This window comes from Clostridium aceticum (assembly GCF_001042715.1).
Taxonomy (GTDB): domain Bacteria; phylum Bacillota; class Clostridia; order Peptostreptococcales; family Natronincolaceae; genus Andreesenella; species Andreesenella acetica.
The window spans coordinates 2,284,447-2,299,346 of record NZ_CP009687.1 but is presented as its reverse complement, the minus strand read 5'-3'; the positions used below and the strand labels follow the sequence as shown (position 1 = coordinate 2,299,346).

Below are 14,900 nucleotides of genomic sequence, written 5' to 3'. Positions count from 1 at the left end.
GTGAAATGCATTGACATAAATTTCACCAATAAATACCAGTATAGAATAAGGTGGAGCAATCAAAACTAATGGTGTAAAAATTAACCAAAATTGTTACCGTATAGTAAAGGTATCAATAAACAATATAGTACTTAAGATATCTTGAAACTCGGTTTGAAAGGGAGGAAAAAAATGGACAAAAACCAACAATTGGAACCCTATCGCAAAAGTCATGGTGAAGAACTTCTTACTACAAATCAAGGGGTACGTGTTTCCAACACCGACGACTCTCTAAAGGCAGGTAATCGAGGACCGACACTGATGGAGGATTTCCACTTTAGAGAAAAACTCACACATTTCGACCATGAACGGATTCCAGAGCGTGTAGTTCATGCTCGAGGCTTCGGCGTGCATGGCTACTTTCAAGTCTATGAATCTATGGCAGAGTTTACTAAGGCGAAATTTCTACAGGACCCATCTGTGAAAACCCCAGTTTTCGTACGTTTTTCTACTGTGGTAGGTTCCCGTGGTTCAGCTGATACTGTGCGGGATGTACGGGGGTTTGCTACGAAATTTTATACTGAAGAAGGCAACTACGATCTTGTAGGAAACAATATTCCTGTGTTTTTTATTCAGGATGCCATTAAGTTTCCTGATGTGGTACATGCTATTAAGCCAGAGCCTCACAACGAAATTCCCCAGGCATCTGCTGCCCATGACACCTTTTGGGATTTTGTTGTCAATACCCCAGAGACTGCCCACATGATTATGTGGCTGTTATCAGATAGGGCCATTCCAAGAAGTTATCGAATGATGGAGGGATTTGGGGTCAATACCTTTAGATTCGTTAACCAGCAAGGAAAGGCACGTTTTGTTAAGTTTCACTGGAAGCCTTTATTGGGGGTACATTCTTTGGTTTGGGATGAGGCCCAAAAGTTAGCGGGTAAAGACCCAGATTATCACAGACGTGACCTATGGGATGCCATCAACATGGGCTCCTACCCTGAATACGAGTTAGGGGTACAGATGATAGAGGAGGAGGAAGAGTTTAATTTTGATTTTGATATTCTAGACCCTACTAAAATTTGGCCAGAAGAAATGATCCCTGTCAAACGAATCGGTAAGATGACGCTAGATGGTAATGTAGATAATTTCTTTGCTGAAACAGAGCAGGTGGCATTTCATCCTGGGCATGTGGTACCAGGGATAGATTTTAGTAACGATCCTCTGTTGCAGGGAAGGTTGTTTTCTTACTTGGATACACAACTTATCCGCTTAGGAGGACCTAATTTCCATGAGATACCTATTAATCGACCTGTAGCTCCAATACATAATAATCAAAGAGATGGTTATCATCGTATGACAATTGACCGTAGCTCTGTTAGTTATTCTCCAAACTCCCTTCAGGGAAATGCACCAACGCCTGCTACGGAAGCAGAGGGGGGATATGTTCATTATGAAGAGAAGGTAGAGGGTAAAAAGGTTCGTCAACGTAGTGAAAGTTTTCAGGATCATTTTAGTCAGGCTACTCTTTTCTGGAACAGTATGTCTACTGCAGAAAAACAACATATCATAGAAGCTTTTCACTTTGAGGTAGGAAGTGTTATGGATCAGCAAATTAAGCAGTGGGTGGTAGACATGTTTAATAATGTAGATGGACAACTAGCTGTTCAGATTGCTGCTGGCGTAGGTGCTACACCGCCGGCAAATCCTAAAAGCAGTGGGAGTGCAGCTTCATCTCCAACAGTAAGTCAAGAGAATACCATTAAAACTGCTGGAACCAGGAAAGTTGCTATACTGTTGGAAAATGGATACAATCACCAGGAAGTAAGCCAAGTGATGGAAGCACTAACGGCTGCCGGTGTACATTCAGAAATCATTAGTAAAAATCTAGGTATGCTTACAAGTGTTGACGGACAACAGCTGGAGGTTGGAAAAAACTATGTGACCACTGGATCTATTAAGTATGATGCGCTTTATATACCTGGAGGTCAACAAAGTATAAATACTTTAGTGATGCAGGGTGAAGCACTGCACTTTATCAACGAAACTTTCAAACATGCAAAGACAATCGGAGCTACTAATGAGGGCATAGATCTCTTGATGACTTCTGCCATACAAGGGGTGGCTATGGCTGGTGCAGATACACAAGCACAGGTAATCACTGAGATGGGTGTGGTAACAATAAGAAATGCTACGGATATGAAGGACTTTGCTAAGGAATTTATCCATGCTATTGCACAACATCGTCATTGGATTCGTCAGAATAAAAAACAAATGATTCCTGCTTAGTCTTTAAAGTACCCATAACAGTATGCGTTATGGGTACTTGCTTCTTAATTCTTCTAAGCATAACTGTGTATACTAGGTAATAGTGTATTGACACCTATATAAGTAAATAACACACAAGCAAAGCCTATTACACTAAATAAAGCAGCCTTTTTTCCTCTCCATCCCTTTGTTAATCTTAGGTGAAGATAAACTGAGTAGATAATCCAAGTGATAAAGGACCAAGTTTCCTTAGGGTCCCATGCCCAATACCTTCCCCAAGCCTGTTCTGCCCAAATAGCACCAGTGACAATAACTAAAGTAAGAAATAAAAATCCTAAGGCAGTTGCCCTATAACTGATGGCATCCAGCTTTTCTAAAGTAGGCATATGTTTACTGATAAATTCATCTTTTTTAAACTTATCCTTTAATAGGTACATACAGGAAACACCGCAGGCTACACCAAAGGCTCCGTAACTAATAACTGCTGTAGCTACATGAAGTGCAAGCCAATAACTCTGCAAAGCCGGCATTAAAGGACGGACGTCTTTTGATTGCATTGCCGCATAACCTATGATAAGAAAAATGATTGGGGTAACAAAGGTTCCCATGGCTCTGAAATGATATCTATGTTCAAAAATTATAAAGCATAGGGCAATCCCCCAAGCAAAGCTTGTTGCAAATTCATACTGATTTGTTAAAGGTACCCGCTCCGCTCCAACACCTCGGGCTGCAATGGCTAAGGTATGTAAGACAAAGGCTACCTTAATTAAGAAAGTAGCGTATATTCCGATCTTCTCATTCTTCATAACAAAAAACAAAAAGTATAATACCATTGTGATAATATAAGTAGATATAGCAATATTAAAAAAGCTATTTTCAAGCTGCAGTAGATTTTGTGTTTCCATGATTGATCCTCCATTCATTATATAGTTTGTAGAAGCTGCTGAATTTGTTCCTTATAGTTTTCCTGATCCTTGTTTGTATCTGCCCACAACACAACTTGCCCATCCTCTCTTTTTAAAGCTTTTAGCTGTCTTGGTTGAAAGTAAAAGGCAAAGAGTATGCCTAGAAGCAGTAAAAAGCCACCTACCTTAGCACCAAGGATACCAGGGTCCTTTGTTATCTGTAGGAGAGTAAACTGTCTCGGATTTCCTATGGTGAAGGTATATTCTTCCCATTCAATGGTTTCCCCCATAGCAACTACACCCATATCCGCTCGTACGCCCTCATAAAAAACAGTGTAAAGTAACTGAGGGTTATTAGGATAGGGGCTAATTGTAAAGGGTCTACCCATGGAGCTGTGATAATCAGGATAAAAATTTACAAATTGAAGAGCAATTCTTTGATGATCATCTACATGGATTTCGCTTTGATACAGAATACGCTCTGCTATTACCTGATCCTCTCGTTTTAAAACCATGTCTACAGCCCAACCGGTACCATTTTGATAAATACTAAAATCCTTCATTCTAAAAGGATGATTCACTGAAAGTTCCCCTGATTTCAGTTGCTTGCCGGTGACAGCATCAAGCACAGTGATTTCACTGATATATTGGTTAACGCTATGATCTTCTCGAAATTGTATTTCAAAGTTATCTATCTGTATTTCGTATGGCGTATTTTCTACCTTTTCTTTCATACCAGGTACGCCATAAACATAGGTTTCAAATCCAGCAATTTGCCCAAACATATAGGATACAATAATGATCAATAATCCCACATGTGTTAACCAAGATCCTAAAACACCAAATCTATTTTTATAGCTCCAATAGTACATGCCGTCCTTTGTTTGAAGCTTTTTTATTCTAGAGAACCTTGCCTGTTTGAAAAATTTTTCAACATCTATATCTTGATCTAATTCCTTTTTAATCAGATAATTTTTTCTTTTCAGCTCCCATTGCAATTCAGGTGATTGGGTCATCTGCTTTATAAGCATTGGTAAACGGATAATGCTACATAAAGTTAGATTGGCAGAAAGTACAACCATCATTGTAATAAACCACCATGAGGCATAGACATCATGTAGGCTTAAAGTAGTAATCAGGGTATAGATCAGGGAACTATACTGTCTTTCGTAGAATGGTAATGGATTATTTTGAGGAATCATTGTTCCTGCAATAGAAGATATACCAATGAGAAGCAATAGAATAATTCCAAACTTCATGGAATGAAGAGCCTTCCAAAATTCTTTTAAAACACTGTTCTGTTTCATCGCCTTGTGCTCCTTTCATGTCATATAAAGGGGGCTATTAAAATAGCCCCCAGACTGTTGAAAATCCTCCGTATTTCTCACTACTTCAAAAGCTCAGCATCTTTGCTAAGTTTTTTTGTAGCTTGAAGCGGAAGCAATTTAAACAGTTTGGAAATGGTTAATATTTTTTAATCTGTTAGGTGATGGAATCCTCTTGACACTTATAGTTCTTGTCGGAACAATTCTAATCCTTTTTCAGCATACATACGGGCTTCGGCTAAGGTGTCACGAGCGAATTGAGGATTGTGGAAACCTGTAGCATTTTCTACAAAAACAAAGTCCCATCTCCATTGAGCTTTACGATGGTAGTCTCTTGCTAAGTCTAAAAATTCCTCAGTGTGTTCTCCACTTTCAACAGCTTTAGTAATTTCATCAATTAATTCAACAATCAAATCGCTGACTTGGTTTGTAGTAGATTCAATCTCAGCTTGAATCGTTTCAACCCGTGTTACTAATGCATCAGGGGTTCCTGTATGACAACCCATACAAGATTCTTGAATACTTTTTAGTGGACTGGTCCAATGATGAGAACTAAATAAATCACCATCATCGTTACTCATATCTGGCATATGGCAATCGATACAACTTAAGCCCATACTGCTATGAAGGCTTCCTTGGTAAGTCTCAAACTCAGGATGCTGCACCTTCAGAAGGGGAGTTCCTGTAGTAGGATGAATCCAATCATAGTAGCCTATGTCATCAAAGGTTTTTTCCATACCAGCTACAGTGATACCGTTATCCCAAGGAAGAATAACTTCCTTTGTTTCAGGATGTAGATAATACTCAACGTGGCATTGTGCACAGGTAAGGTCACCCATTTTGAAGTCCATTTCTACTTTTTCTAATGCTACTGTTAGATGATCCCGTGTAATTACAGGTTCTCCAGGGGTATTTTTATGACAGTCATAACAACTAATGGGACTAATAGCTTGTGCTGCAATTTCTTCAAAATTCATTGCATGTACTTCACTGCCCAGCTCATTGATCATAGCTACATAATCAGGGGTTTTACAGCTTAAACAACTAGCGCCTGGTTTTGGTCTTGCTGTATGTATAACATCTTCTAAAGCGTATACATGCCCCCTAGCCCTTAAATATTCTTTGCTAAAGCCCACACCATCGTATAATACTAAAAGGTTCGGGTACTTTTCCAGGTAATCATAGGGTTCAGAGCCTCCAAAAGTTGTTTTCTCCATTTCTGCATTTTTTAAATAGCTCTGATATTGGAGTGGATATTGTTGTGCCCAATCTTCTGCATAAACAATTCCCTCCGGCGGTTTATCTATGGCTATTTCAAAAACTAAAACAGCTACCAGAGAAAGAGCAACCATTGCTATGATAGCAAACCATGGATTTTTTTTTGGTTGAATCTTCATGTTTTCTTTTCACCTCCTTTCTAGGATACTTATTGAGAATAGATATAGATGTACACCCTAAATTTTAATATACTAAGCGTTGCATTTGCAGACGACTATCTTGGGGCGAAATGTATATTAAAATTGAACTTTAAAGGCGTACATCTATAAATCAATAATATACATACCCTGTTTTTACCATTATAATAAAAAATTATAAAAAATTATAGGAATTTTCTATTTCTCAATATAAATTATATAAATTACTGAGGTTTTTAAAATTTTTAAATCTAATGACTTCAAGATTATGTAGTTCTTAAAGTACTTGAGAGATTTTAAAAAAGTAGAGCAAAATATTTTTGGCATGAATATTGCATTAAAAATAGAAGTGTTTATAAGTTGGTATAAGAAGTTTCATCTGTAGGTTATTTGTATACAAATAGTTATGATAAGCTTTAAAAGGGTATCAGCCTTCATAGTAACTGTAAAATTCTAAAGAAAAAGTGTTATAAGATACAATTAGGTGTAGGAAAAACCACAGTTGTTGGAAAGAGTTGTAAAAGTTTTATTGCAACTATATGTAAAGTTTTAGTATAAAACAGCTTGTAGATGACAAAACATACAAAAAAGCAGTCTGGAGGTGAAAAGTACGATAGTAGGTGTAGTATTAAAATAATACAGTGACCTCACTTCAGTAAACTGAAGTATAGGGAAACCGGAGGAGCAGCGTATATTTAAAAAGTAGGAATCTAATAAGACTATGAGGAGGAATTAAGCATGTCAAAGAAATTACCTAGTAAAAAAGAACAATTTACACAGGCTCCAAAAAGTAAATTACCATGGATTCTAGCAGTGTCTAGTGTTGTCATAGCAGCAGTAATATTATTTGTAGCTTTTGGGCCCAATGGGCAGGACGAGGGAGAGTATTTTGGTGATGCAGTGGCAGCTTCTCGATCTTATATAGGAGAATTTATCTCCATGACTGCTGTAGAACCTGTTATTGAAGATGGACAGATTAAAATATCTTTAGATGATGTGGATAAAAACAACATCGTTTTCTTTGAAGTAGAAAATGATCAACAGGAACTGGTTCCTTTAATGGCATATATCACACCTTCAGGTCGTGTGTTTGCTGGTAGTAGTATGTGTGAACCTTGCCGAGGTAGGACATTCTCCCTTGCAGGCGATACCCTTGTATGTGACACATGCCGTACTACCTATGATATTGAGAATCATAAATTTATTTCTGGCTCCTCTGCATGTGGCTCATATCCTCCTGTAAATATGAATCCATTAGTACAGGATGAAACAATCATGATTGACCTAGAGGAAGTTTTAAGCTGGAGAGTACGTACGTAGTATTCCTTAAGAAGGGGGCTGAAGTAATGGATAGCAATAAGCAGGATGGGAAACAAGGTTTTGATATATGGAAGTATGGTCAGCTGATTATAGTTGCACTAATAATCTTTGTAGGCATGAAGTTTGTATTTCCAGGGGGTAACAGCATATTTGGGCCCAATGAAGGGACCCTTAGTGCAGCAGCTTTAGAATATTATGTTGAAAATTATGGGGAGATAGAGGATTCAGAGGAAGTAAAGGCAGTTGTAAGGAATTTTGGCTGCCATAGAGAGGTGCATATTTATAAAGATGGGGAACTGATTATGAAGATGATCTATGCCAACGGTCAGATGCAAGAAATTTCATAGAATTACCCATATTAGTGATTGGATGGGAGTGAAGAAATGAATATTTTTCAAATTGCTTTAAATAATTTAAAACGCCGAAGAGTGAAAATGTTGTTTCTAATGTTTGGTTTAGTTGTAGGGGTGGCTACTGTAGTGGGAGTTTTAAACATTATTGATGCTATGCACTTGGATTTAGGAGATAGAATTGATGAATTCGGTGCAAATGCTATCCTTCTTCCCCGATCTGAGGAGCTTCATTATGATAATACCATTACCTCGGATCTGACCTTTGATGTACAGGAACTTACTATGGAGGATATACCTAAAATTTATACATCTTCAGTGGCAGAATATATTAATATTGTGTCTCCAAAATTAGTAAGTGCTGTAGAGATTGAGGATCAAAAGGCACTTATGGTGGGTGTAGAAACAAGACAGGAATTTACACAAAAACCCTGGTTTTCTTTGCAACAACAAGAGGGATTAGCTTCAGGAGAAAAAGTAGGGGATTTAGCTCTTCTTGATGTACCAGAAGATGGTTTGATTTTGGGTAGTTCTGCTGCTGTAACTTTAGACCTACAAGCTGGAGATCAGTTAACTATTAAAGGTCAAAGCTTCAAAGTATTTGGTGTTTTAAATGAATTGGGTAGTGAAGAAGATGGATTGATTTATGCTAATTTAACAGTGGTTCAAAATCTGCTTAATAAGCCGCAAGCTTTGTCTATGATAGAAATTTCAGCCTATTGTAATAGTTGTCCTATAGAAGAAATAGCCATGGGTTTGGAAGAAGCTTTACCAAATGCCCGTGCAATCCCTATGCGGCAAGCAGCTCTTTTCCGTGAAGAAACAATTGAACAGTTTTCAGTTTTTGGCTTTGCTTTGTCAGGTATGGTTTTATTGGTTGCAGCCTTAGTGGTGTTAATTACTATGCTATCTTCTGTAAATGAGAGGACTAGAGAAATAGGGATTTTTAGAGCTATTGGTTTTCGTCGAAGACATATTATGCAGGTTATTTTCTTAGAAGCGGGAATGGTTAGCATTTTAGCAGGTTTATTAGGGTATATTTTAGGCAGCCTTATTGCTATTTATGCTGGTCCATATTTAGCACAAATCCAAGGAGATATTTCTCTACAACCTCAACTAATGTTACCTGCTGTAGCCCTTTCTACAGGATTAGCCATTTGCAGTAGTATTTATCCAGCCTTGAAGGCTGCAGCACTTGACCCAGTGGAGGCGCTGCGTTTCATTTAATAGGCTAAGTATAAAAGCGAAAGATATACAAGGATTCAAAGTATAGACAACATAGTAAAGGAGGACAATTATGTCTGAAATAATGATCTCGTTGAGAGATATTAAAAAAGTATATAAGTCTATGGGTGAGGAAGTTCAAGCGCTACATTCTATAACATTAGACATTAAAAAAGGAGAATCTGTCAGTGTAATGGGACATTCTGGTTCTGGTAAAAGTACACTTTTATCTATTATAGGAGCGTTGAATCCCCCCACTTCTGGCATTATTGAAATAGATGGCATCGATATTTATAAGCTATCACAGGAGAGGCGAGCTGATTTTAGACGGGAGTATCTGGGATTTGTTTTTCAGCAGTTTCAATTAATTCCCTACTTGACAGCCCATGAGAATGTCATGCTTCCTTTGACAACCACCAAACGATCAAAAAAGGAAAAATGGGAAATGGCAGAAGACGCCCTTCAAAGGGTAGGATTAGCCAATAAAATGAAACGGCTGCCTAATCAACTTTCGGGAGGAGAACAGGAAAGGGTAGCCATTGCCAGAGCAATTGTAAACGCTCCGCCTCTTTTATTAGCAGATGAACCTACTGGTAGTCTAGATACAAAAACCGGTGACGAAATTATGGAACTCTTTCAGAAATTAAGGGAAGATGGATTGACAATTCTTATGGTTACCCATAACCCTGATAATACTCGTTATATGGGTCGCACCATCATGGTGAAGGATGGAAGGATATTGTCAGATCAAGAAGGCGTCCTTCAAATGGTTTCTAATAAGAAAAACTAATGGAGGGATAAAATGCAACTTTATCATATAACATTAAATAACCTCCGCCGCAGAAAAGCAAAAATGCTCTTTGTTCTTTTGGGGCTGGCTATTGGTATTGCCACCATAGTATCTGTCTATGGTGTGGTAGATGCCATGAAAATGGAAATGACCCGTCAGGCGGCGGAGTTTGGGGTAAATATTGTCATTACACCAGAAGCTGGTGGATTGACTTTTTCCTATGGTGGTATAACTCTTCCAGAAATTATGTATGATGTAGAGCAGCTAACGATAAGTGATGTAGAGGCAATTGAGGGGCTTGCTTCAAGGAATATGGTTAGAGTAATAGCTCCAAAACTTTTAGGTTTAGGTAGTTTAGATCATGAGCAGAAGGTTATTGTAGTAGGTGCCAACTTACAAGAAGAGTTTTTATTAAAGCCTTGGCTTAGGCTGAAGGATAAAAGTCAATTGCCAAAGATGGAAGAGGAGATGCAAAAGGCACAAGCAGTTGAAGATGATAAAAAAATGGACTTTGAAGCCATTGATCTTGCCCGACAAGATTTAGAAGGATTTAATCCTTCTGATGAACAGATCGTCCTTGGTTCCGCTGTAGCAAAATCTTTAGGATTGATGGAGGGAGACCTTCTAACTCTTTCAGGTAAAGAGCTAGAAGTTTACGGAATTTTGATGGAAAGTGGTTCTACAGAAGATCAGCAGATTTTCATGAACCTTGCGGCAGCTCAGAAGTTTTTAAATCGTCCTGATGAAATAACAGCAATCGAAATGGCGGTTGATTACCTAGCAGGGTCTGAAGAGTCCTTACTTGCAGAGATCAATGAAACTCTTCCTCATGCCCATATCACCAGCCTTCGTCAGGAAACCTTAAGGCGGGATGAGATGCTGATGCGATTGGTACGTTTTGGGACAGCGATATCATTATTGGTACTTCTTGTAGGAATGTTGGTAGTAGGTTTGACCATGGCTGCTTCTGTACGGGAACGAACACGAGAAATTGGTGTGTTTCGAGCTTTAGGTTTTCGTAAATCCCACATTACCAAGATGATTTTATTGGAAGGCGTCCTAATTAGTATCATGGGAGGTTTTATAGGATTTTTAGGTGGGACATTGATAGCCCGCTATGGAGGGCCTTTTTTTGCAAATATGAATATTACGATACCGTGGAGAGTAGATCTTTTGGTGATTTCTATAGGAGTAGCGGTGTTGGTTGGACTGCTTTCCAGTCTTTATCCAGCTTATCAAGCAGCAAGACAGGATCCAGTAGAAGCACTACGCTTCATCTAAGAAAAAGAGTCTTTTTATGCTTCATGGGTATTATCTCAGGAAAATATGAGAGACCATAAAAATATTATGTAACTATATTACTATATCATAGGCGTTAACTTAACATAATTATTACCAAAATTCTCTTGAACTGTCATTTTACTAATACTAAGATCCTTCGACTCCGCTTTGCTCCCCTCAGGATGACAAATTAGGGTTTAAGTTAACGCTAATGATTACTATATAAGTTGCAATAAGTATGTTACATCCGCTACCTTACACTGACTTGCAAAGATTTAAGATAGCGTTTTTTCTGGGTTTTCTAAATAATGAAGTTATTAGAAAATATATTGGTTTTTAGAACAGCAAAAAAGTTTACAAGTGCATATAATATAGTAAAAAATACCTTAGGAGGTGATTCGGCTTGAAGGATGATAAAGAAAAAATGGTTATCGGTTATAGCTACGAAGGTAAACCTATAATAAAAACTTCATCGGAGATTGCCAGCTGTTGTTGTATCATGTGCAGTGAATGTGGAAAGTTGCTTGATAGTCAAGGAGGACCAAAAGAAATACTCTGCGAAGACTGTGCAAGTAGAAAAAAAGTCATTCAAAAGGAAGATGTGTTGATTTAAATTAGAAAGGGGTTTTGAGGGACACTGGAGAAAATATATTCTAGCGGTGTCCATATTCTTCTAGAAGGAAGTGAGGAAAATGTGCAAAATAGGTAAAAAGTATAGGCACTTTAAAGGAAAAGAATACTTGGTGTTACATATAGCAAAACATTCTGAAACAATGGAGGAACTTGTTGTATATCAGGCTTTGTATGGGGAACAAGGTATATGGGTGAGACCTCTTGCTATGTTTCTAGAGCAGGTGGAGGTTGATGGAAAATTAGTGAACAGATTTCAAGTGTGTGATTAATAGATTTTTATTCTTTCCTCATTAAATAATATAAAAAATTTTGATCATACTAACTATTGGAGGTGATTAGTATGTTTAATCATGATAAAAAAATGATGCGGGAAGTAAAAATCGAAGCTCCTAACCCTCAGTATGCTGCTTTATTACAGGAGCAATTGGGGGGACCTAATGGAGAACTTAAGGCTGCTATGCAATATCTTTCCCAGAGCTTTCGTGTAAAGGATCCTGATATCAAAGATTTATTTCTAGATATTGGAGCGGAAGAGCTAAGTCATATGGAGATGGTGGCACAAACCATTACCTTATTAAATGGACATGACTTGAAGGTAGAGCAAGTTACATCGGGGGTTGTTCAGAATCAAGTGTTAGGTGGACTAGCACCTATGCTAACCAATGCTTCTGGAGAGCCTTGGACAGCCAATTATGTCAATGTAACGGGAGATCTAGCGGCAGATTTGTTATCAAATATAGCGGCAGAACAAAGAGCTAAAGTAGTTTATGAGTACTTATATCGACAAATTAAGGACAAGTATGTAAGAGAAACAATAGATTTTCTATTGAATAGGGAAGAAGCCCATAATGCTATGTTTAGGGAAGCACTAAATAGAATACAGGATACTGCTTCCAACAGAGATTTTGGAGTGACGCCAGATTCTAAACTTTACTTTAATCTATCAAATCCTTCTCCTAGAAGCAATGGATTTGAAGCACCTAACCCTACACCACCAAGTTTTCAAGACCCAGGACAACAGCCTCATTAAGATGGGTTTTAGTAGAGATTGAACTTCAAGACTTAGTGTAGAGGGTAACTTTTAAGTGTGTTTAGTAAAACGATTACAACTGAATACTAAAAAAATGGACTCAAAGTGACGTAGCGATGAGGCCATTTTTTATGTTGTTTTTAATCGGTATCAATAGAAGGATATAGATGATGAAAATGATGTAAAGGTCCATCTCCTTTGCCGATTTCCAGTCCGCAATCAATAGCCTTTGTTACATAATCCTTGGATTTTCTAATAGAAGTTAACAAATCAAATTCTAGGGCAAGATGTGTGGCAATCGCTGAAGAAAGGGTACACCCAGTACCATGGGTATTGGTTTTATGAATTCTTGGGGAAGTGAATTTTGTGATTGTTGTGCCGTCAAAAAATACATCAACAGCATCCCCTAGCAAATGACCTCCCTTTACCAAGACACCCTTAGGTCCTAAATTATAGATGGCTTTAGCTGCTTCTTCCATATCTTCAATATCATCAATTTTTCTATCTAATATCACCTCTGCTTCAGGAATATTAGGGGTAATTATTGTTGCAATAGGGAATAAATCTTCTATCAAAGTAGTTTTTGCCTCTGGTTTTAATAGGTGATGACCGCTTGTGGAAACCATCACAGGGTCCACTACAACAAAAGGAGGAAGCCATTCCAATAGAGATTTGCTGATCTGAGCAATAATTTCTCTATTAGAAACCATACCCACCTTAACTGCATGCACAGCAATATCCTTAAAAATAGCATCAATTTGTGCTTTTACCATAGTGTTATCAATCTCTACAATAGCATCTACCCCTTGCGTATTTTGAGCGGTAATAGCTGTAATAACACTCATCCCATAGGTGCCTAGAGCTGAAAAGGTTTTTAAATCTGCTTGGATACCAGCTCCGCCACTACAATCAGAGCCAGCAATTGTTAACAAATGCTTCATTTTTGTTCCTCCTCCAGATATTGCATTTGATTTAATATATCATTAAAGTTGTCAAAACCATAAACCTGTCTTCCTAAAGTTAAACAATGATCTAAAAGCTTTTTTTTGGCAAATACGTAATCGGCTTTTTCTACAGGACAAAAGTCAGAAGAACCGTCACCGATATAAATACTTTTCTCTGAGCTTTTTTTTAGTTGCTCCATCAAATTGGTTTTACATACGCCGCATAAATTACAGTGCTTTGAGCTATAAGGAGCAGTTACTTCGATGGAGGTAGAAAAAGTTAGTTGGTTAGCATAATAGGGCAAGGTGAAACCCTCTTTATTCAGTATATATTCAATATAATAATCATAGCCGTCACTTAAAATATACACAGGATAGCCTTTTGCTTGACAATAGGTTACGAAATCTTTAAACCCTTCCTCAATCTCTATAGTATCTGCAATTTCTCTAAAGGCTTCTGGATCTTTCCTTGTAAATAACTTAAAGGTTTCTTTAGCACATTCTAATGTAGATAATTCTTTGGTTTCCCATTTTTTATTAATTTCTTCCCAGCCACTATCTGCCAGCTGCATGATGATAGCTTCACATACATCTCGTTTTGTAATGGTACCATCAAAGTCTACAAAGAAAGCATAATTTACTTTTTCCATAGAGCGATTAACTCCTTAGCAGCTTGATAGGTATCTTCCTGTGAGAGGATAGCAGATATAAGAGCAATACCACTGGCACCGGTAGACTTTACCGATGCTGCATTTTTAACAGAAACGCCACCGATACCTATAACAGGAATTTCAACACTTTCTACAACCTCTTGGAGTTTTGTTAAGCCAATAGCAGCCCCTGCATCTTTTTTACTATCTGTAGGAAACACGGCCCCTGTACCTAAGTAATTGGCCCCCATTTTTTCAGCATAAAGTGCTTCCTCTACAGTAGAGGCAGAACAACCTAAAATTTTATTTTTTCCTAATAATCTTCTTGCTACTTCAATGGGTAAGTCATCTTCCCCTATATGTAAGCCATCAGCATCTATTGCTAAAGCAATATCCAGTCGATCATTAACAATGAGAGGTACATTAAATTCTCTAGTAATTTCCTTAAGTTTTAAACCAATATCATAAAATTCTTTGGAGCTAATGTTTTTTTCCCTTACCTGTAGCAGTGTGACGCCACCCTGCAAAGCCTTAGCAACTGCATCGAAAAAATCTTTGCTTCCTACTAAATAACGATCTGTGATCAAATACAAACTGTAATCTATAGTCACTTAAATTTTCCTCCTTTATAGTTTCCTCTTCATTAGTTAAATCAAAAGCACCACCCAACTTTAATGGGAGGTGCAAAAAAAATCCTTTTTCATCCTCTAGAGGGTATATCTCAAATTTACGTAATGATGAAATATTTACTAAGTTAGATTCTTTCACTTGTATCAAAAAGTC

At 37.7% G+C, this 14,900-nt stretch carries 15 protein-coding genes; 9 read left to right on the top strand and 6 right to left on the bottom strand.

Features of this window, described 5'->3' with window-relative positions; translation table 11 throughout:
• The first annotated feature begins 171 nt into the window (after positions 1–171).
• Positions 172–2,271 (top strand): catalase, encoded by a 2,100-nt coding sequence (locus tag CACET_RS10855; protein WP_044825030.1) that lies wholly within the window; start codon positions 172–174, stop codon positions 2,269–2,271.
• 53 nt (positions 2,272–2,324) lie between these two features.
• On the opposite strand, the gene ccsB is transcribed toward CACET_RS10855, so the two are convergent.
• The 3 genes from ccsB to CACET_RS10840 all read right to left on the bottom strand — a co-directional run bounded on the left by ccsB (position 2,325) and on the right by CACET_RS10840 (position 5,877).
• The gene (gene ccsB, locus CACET_RS10850) at positions 2,325–3,155 is read right to left on the bottom strand and encodes a c-type cytochrome biogenesis protein CcsB (protein WP_044825031.1); all 831 of its coding nucleotides are present in this window, start codon (positions 3,153–3,155) and stop codon (positions 2,325–2,327) included.
• 17 nt (positions 3,156–3,172) lie between these two features.
• A complete protein-coding gene (locus tag CACET_RS10845) occupies positions 3,173–4,462 on the bottom strand; it encodes a cytochrome c biogenesis ResB family protein (RefSeq protein ID WP_044825032.1) in 1,290 nt (429 codons plus the stop codon).
• 200 nt (positions 4,463–4,662) lie between these two features.
• Positions 4,663–5,877, bottom strand: coding sequence for an ammonia-forming cytochrome c nitrite reductase subunit c552 (locus tag CACET_RS10840; protein ID WP_052661452.1), 1,215 nt, complete (start codon positions 5,875–5,877; stop codon positions 4,663–4,665).
• 756 nt (positions 5,878–6,633) lie between these two features.
• Here CACET_RS10840 and CACET_RS10835 point away from each other — a divergent pair.
• From CACET_RS10835 to CACET_RS10795, 8 genes are all read left to right on the top strand, one after another.
• The gene (locus CACET_RS10835; RefSeq protein ID WP_044825033.1) at positions 6,634–7,215 is read left to right on the top strand and encodes a Fe-S-containing protein; all 582 of its coding nucleotides are present in this window, start codon (positions 6,634–6,636) and stop codon (positions 7,213–7,215) included.
• Between the two features lie 26 nt (positions 7,216–7,241).
• Positions 7,242–7,562 carry a hypothetical protein gene (locus CACET_RS10830; RefSeq protein ID WP_044825034.1) on the top strand — a complete coding sequence of 107 codons (321 nt, stop codon included), beginning with the start codon at positions 7,242–7,244 and terminating at the stop codon, positions 7,560–7,562.
• Positions 7,563–7,598: 36 nt separating this feature from the next.
• The gene (locus CACET_RS10825; protein WP_044825035.1) at positions 7,599–8,792 is read left to right on the top strand and encodes an ABC transporter permease; all 1,194 of its coding nucleotides are present in this window, start codon (positions 7,599–7,601) and stop codon (positions 8,790–8,792) included.
• Positions 8,793–8,862: 70 nt separating this feature from the next.
• Positions 8,863–9,579 (top strand): ABC transporter ATP-binding protein, encoded by a 717-nt coding sequence (locus tag CACET_RS10820; RefSeq protein ID WP_044825036.1) that lies wholly within the window; start codon positions 8,863–8,865, stop codon positions 9,577–9,579.
• A 12-nt stretch (positions 9,580–9,591) separates the two neighbouring features.
• On the top strand, positions 9,592–10,860 hold the full coding sequence (locus CACET_RS19480) for an ABC transporter permease (RefSeq protein WP_044825037.1): 1,269 nt from the start codon (positions 9,592–9,594) through the stop codon (positions 10,858–10,860).
• Positions 10,861–11,263: 403 nt separating this feature from the next.
• Entirely contained in the window at positions 11,264–11,473 is a 210-nt protein-coding gene (locus CACET_RS10805; RefSeq protein ID WP_044825038.1) for a hypothetical protein, read from the top strand.
• A gap of 79 nt (positions 11,474–11,552) precedes the next feature.
• Positions 11,553–11,762, top strand: a complete 210-nt coding sequence (locus CACET_RS10800; protein WP_044825039.1) for a DUF1653 domain-containing protein — start codon at positions 11,553–11,555, stop codon at positions 11,760–11,762.
• A gap of 71 nt (positions 11,763–11,833) precedes the next feature.
• Positions 11,834–12,523, top strand: coding sequence for a manganese catalase family protein (locus CACET_RS10795; protein ID WP_044825040.1), 690 nt, complete (start codon positions 11,834–11,836; stop codon positions 12,521–12,523).
• A 140-nt stretch (positions 12,524–12,663) separates the two neighbouring features.
• Here CACET_RS10795 and thiD read toward each other — a convergent pair whose 3' ends face one another.
• From thiD to thiE, 3 genes are read right to left on the bottom strand one after another with little or no spacing between them, the layout of a single operon-like run.
• Positions 12,664–13,464, bottom strand: coding sequence for a bifunctional hydroxymethylpyrimidine kinase/phosphomethylpyrimidine kinase (gene thiD / locus CACET_RS10790; RefSeq protein WP_044825041.1), 801 nt, complete (start codon positions 13,462–13,464; stop codon positions 12,664–12,666).
• A complete protein-coding gene (locus CACET_RS10785; protein ID WP_044825042.1) occupies positions 13,461–14,117 on the bottom strand; it encodes an MtnX-like HAD-IB family phosphatase in 657 nt (218 codons plus the stop codon). Before CACET_RS10785 ends, thiD begins: the two co-directional genes overlap by 4 nt.
• Positions 14,105–14,728: a thiamine phosphate synthase gene (thiE, locus tag CACET_RS10780; RefSeq protein ID WP_044825043.1), complete on the bottom strand. Its 624-nt coding sequence runs from the start codon at positions 14,726–14,728 to the stop codon at positions 14,105–14,107. Before thiE ends, CACET_RS10785 begins: the two co-directional genes overlap by 13 nt.
• Positions 14,729–14,900 lie beyond the last annotated feature (172 nt).

What these genes read in the sequence shown, in the direction of transcription:
- CACET_RS10840 (WP_052661452.1), bottom strand. Translation starts at nt 5,877, where the DNA reads ATGAAGATTCAACCAAAAAAAAATCCATGGTTTGCTATCATAGCAATG.
- thiD (WP_044825041.1), bottom strand. Translation starts at nt 13,464, where the DNA reads ATGAAGCATTTGTTAACAATTGCTGGCTCTGATTGTAGTGGCGGAGCT.
- CACET_RS10825 (WP_044825035.1), top strand. Translation starts at nt 7,599, where the DNA reads ATGAATATTTTTCAAATTGCTTTAAATAATTTAAAACGCCGAAGAGTG.
- CACET_RS10845 (WP_044825032.1), bottom strand. Translation starts at nt 4,462, where the DNA reads ATGAAACAGAACAGTGTTTTAAAAGAATTTTGGAAGGCTCTTCATTCC.
- CACET_RS10855 (WP_044825030.1), top strand. Translation starts at nt 172, where the DNA reads ATGGACAAAAACCAACAATTGGAACCCTATCGCAAAAGTCATGGTGAA.
- CACET_RS10835 (WP_044825033.1), top strand. Translation starts at nt 6,634, where the DNA reads ATGTCAAAGAAATTACCTAGTAAAAAAGAACAATTTACACAGGCTCCA.
- CACET_RS10800 (WP_044825039.1), top strand. Translation starts at nt 11,553, where the DNA reads ATGTGCAAAATAGGTAAAAAGTATAGGCACTTTAAAGGAAAAGAATAC.
- ccsB (WP_044825031.1), bottom strand. Translation starts at nt 3,155, where the DNA reads ATGGAAACACAAAATCTACTGCAGCTTGAAAATAGCTTTTTTAATATT.
- CACET_RS10820 (WP_044825036.1), top strand. Translation starts at nt 8,863, where the DNA reads ATGTCTGAAATAATGATCTCGTTGAGAGATATTAAAAAAGTATATAAG.
- CACET_RS10795 (WP_044825040.1), top strand. Translation starts at nt 11,834, where the DNA reads ATGTTTAATCATGATAAAAAAATGATGCGGGAAGTAAAAATCGAAGCT.
- CACET_RS10830 (WP_044825034.1), top strand. Translation starts at nt 7,242, where the DNA reads ATGGATAGCAATAAGCAGGATGGGAAACAAGGTTTTGATATATGGAAG.
- CACET_RS10785 (WP_044825042.1), bottom strand. Translation starts at nt 14,117, where the DNA reads ATGGAAAAAGTAAATTATGCTTTCTTTGTAGACTTTGATGGTACCATT.
- CACET_RS19480 (WP_044825037.1), top strand. Translation starts at nt 9,592, where the DNA reads ATGCAACTTTATCATATAACATTAAATAACCTCCGCCGCAGAAAAGCA.